At 45.5% G+C, this 3,314-nt stretch carries 1 protein-coding gene; it reads left to right on the top strand.

All coding sequences use genetic code 11. From position 1 onward, the window contains the following. The coding region (locus KDK17_RS02775) for a transglutaminase-like domain-containing protein (RefSeq protein WP_257287294.1) at positions 1–3,010 on the top strand (3,010 nt) is incomplete at its 5' end. Between the last annotated feature and the right edge of the window lie 304 nt (positions 3,011–3,314).

Genomic DNA, 3,314 nt, shown 5'->3' with positions numbered 1-3,314 from the left:
CTACCGGCTTTATCTGATGGCCGCCAACCTGTCACTGGAGGAACTGCCAGAGTCATCGACTCTTGCCCTGAATAACAGTGAATTTGATTCCGGACTTTGCGAATGGTTCAACCAAACAGTACCGAACATTGATCGTCCGTGGTTGATACGACTCAGTGATCACAACAGCATTGATGAAAAACGCCATGAAATTCGTATTAACGCTCGTCTGCATAAAAAGGAAGCCAAGACGGAAATCATCAAAAGGGTCGTTCAAGCCAGGTGGCTGGCATCCGGTCTTTCCCCGGAGCCGGATCGGTCGGACGATATGCTCACCCGGGCACTATACCGACACTGGCAGCAAAGCTGGTTTAATCGTGAATATAGCCGGACGGGCGTGGACGCCAATAGCGTATTTCCACTGACCGAAGAACAGGAACAAACGCTGAAATTACCGGCTTCCCAGCCTTATCTTCAGGAGGCTGATCAGCGTATAAGCACATGGAACTCCAATGCTGTTCAATTCTGGCCTGCTTTTTGGCATCAGATAAGTAATCACCCAAACCATTGGGTTGGCGATTGTAGTAACAAAGTGTTGGCTATGGACGGTGATAGCACGCCTGAAAAATACAAACCAGAAGTCCTCAAGATACGGGCTAAGACGCTGGATCGGAGCACGAACTATGAGAAACTGGAAAGGCCAAAATTTAATGATCATGAAATTTTTAATACGCGGAATCCTTCTTCCTGGATGTATCGTTGGTGGGCAGAGGATATAAATGTGTCTGCCAGGGGTGATATCGAACATATTGATCTTAATGATCAACACATTCAGGGGTTCGAGACCCTCATACCTGATCGGTTACCGGGGCCTGACCAGACACTGATATTAACCAGAGATCAAACGCTGGCGACTGTTAAGCGGTCATCGAAGAAGGGTAAATATGCATTGCCCAGCCTCACTCCTGACGACTACATCGTGGCCTTGCGCATGAAACCTGATCTCCCATTTACCCTGATCAGGGATCATTATACCGGGCTTCACACACTGTTGACTCCTCAGGCTAAAACCAGGCAGCCTATTCAGTTTACTTATGTCGTACAACCCGGAGAACCGGGCAAAAAAGCACCTGTTAAAGAAGCCAGACCCGAACCATCAACATGGCTTGACAGCCACTGTTCAAAAGGTATGAAAAAAGTTCTGAGCAAAGTGTTTGTGACCATTAAGCATCAACGACCCAAAGCACGGGCGGGTTTGCAGAAAATAAAAAACGCCAAAAACAAGGAGCAACGAATCAGAGCGATCACTGACTATTGCAAACAGTTTTCCGGTAGGATCGAACCAAAAGATGAGGAAAATTTCTTTCAATTCCTCGTAACACGGCAACAAGGTAGCTGTCGTCATCGTGTACCTGTTTTTATTGCTTTTTGTCGTTATTTCGGAATTCCATGTCGGCAAATTAAAAACCAAAGACACAGCTTTGCTGAGTATTCCCGGGATGGAGGCCAGACTTGGGAGTCTGCAGATTTAGGCGGGGCACCAGTAGAGAGGACAAAAATCACACCTGACTTTCAGCCCATCAGAAAGCTCCCTGATTCCAGTACTGAGCTAAAGAAGAGCAAGGATCTTCTGAAAGATCTCCTGAAAGGGGCTGATTTAGCACAACAGCGAGCTCTGGCTAAAGCCTGTGGACTGAGCCTTGAGGAACTGAACAAACCTCTTGAGACAAAAAGTCTGTTGCCAGAAACCAATCTAAGTACCTCCGAAATACTAAAGAACCTATGGGAGGAAAAAGATCTGGCCAGTTTTTCCATGGGTGTTTCAATTATCGAGTCGCTGGAGCCAGGAGCATTGGGCTATTACGAGAGCGAAGTTAAACCGATATCGAAGGCATTAAGAAAAATATTATACGACAGCGATGAAAATCAGGTCACTGAACAACTCAAGTTGCTCCATTCAAAAATGATGCTTCAGGGCGGAGCAATCATTGACCTGTGGTTGTACTTAATTGTGAAAACACTGAGAGGCAGTGACTTAATGAAACCTTCGGTCATTCATTTTGCCCTTGAAGTCATGGAATCGGGTTGGTTGGATCCACTGCCGATTTATGAGGGCTCTATTATAGATGCTGCTCGACATCATCAGATGTTGGTGTGTCTGGAAGCTGTCGATGAACTGAAGGCTAAAGCCAGCCAGTGTCTAACAAAGTTTTATAGGCAACTATTGTCCAGGGAAAAAAATAGCCAGGTATGGCAGTTGGCTTATAAAGGATTCCAAAAGAGCAAAGGTACTACCCTGCTCGTGACTCATTGTCATGATGGTTTTTCGCCATACCTTGAAAAGAAAATTGCCAGCTCCTCAATGCAACCCGCCTGGACGTTCGAACCTGAGGGCATTCCAAATATAGAGCGAATGCTGGTGCGCCGTCCCGCGTTTCCGAAATTTGTCTCGGACAAGACCCATCACCGTCCGGTGATTATCATGGGACAAGTGGCCTTGCCCGAGGAAGTAATTGATACAAAAGCTGCAGCCCTGCTTCAAATGAGAGCTGAGAAGCGCCCGGAATTAAAGAAGATATTACAAAAAGTCAGTACCTGTAAGGCAACGAGAATACGACATCGTCAAGCTCTGAGAGCATTGAAAATTCCGGAGAGAAATATTGTTGATGCGTCAACGGGCAAATGCAAGCGAGCGATTGTACACGCCTTTTGTCATTATCTTCATGGATTGACAAACTCGCAAGGCGGTAGCTTAACGTTTTGTTGGGCCGCTGCTAACGTTGGGTGCGACACTGGCGAAATGAACGAGTATGGTGCTCATGATCCATCCTCACCACTAGAGCTGTTTGCCATGATGGATGATATTGATAGTTGTTTCATTTTTCAAGATTCTGTTAATAATGCTTGCTTACGGCAGGCACATAACGCCGTTAACGCTCTGGTGCTCAAAAACGATGATATGGACAAAATTGCCGAAGAGTTTATTAACAGCGTGAATCTGAATTCGATTTGTGACGCATTGGATACATGATACCAGTCTGGCCATGATGAGTTTTTCGAGATTGGTCAATTCCTTCCACGGCAACGAACAACTATCAAAATTGAACTTTCGTACTACATAAAGGTCAAATGATTAAACAGTTTCAACTTAATCCTTTATATGGTTGTAGGGAGGTTAACTATGGATGGTCATATTGGTGGAGAAATAAATAAAGCCTTTCGTAATAACGGCGTTCCTGATAATAGCATTCCGGCCAAAAGAGCAAAGCTGGATGAACCCATTGCAAAGGTCTGCTCTGAGGTAACGGCCAAACTCAATCTATCGTCATCTCCGA

This window comes from Endozoicomonas sp. SESOKO2 (assembly GCF_024606245.1).
In the GTDB taxonomy this organism is placed as follows: Bacteria; Pseudomonadota; Gammaproteobacteria; order Pseudomonadales; family Endozoicomonadaceae; genus Endozoicomonas_A.
Note: the sequence above shows the minus strand (reverse complement) of the source record. Positions and strands in the feature narration are given on the sequence as shown.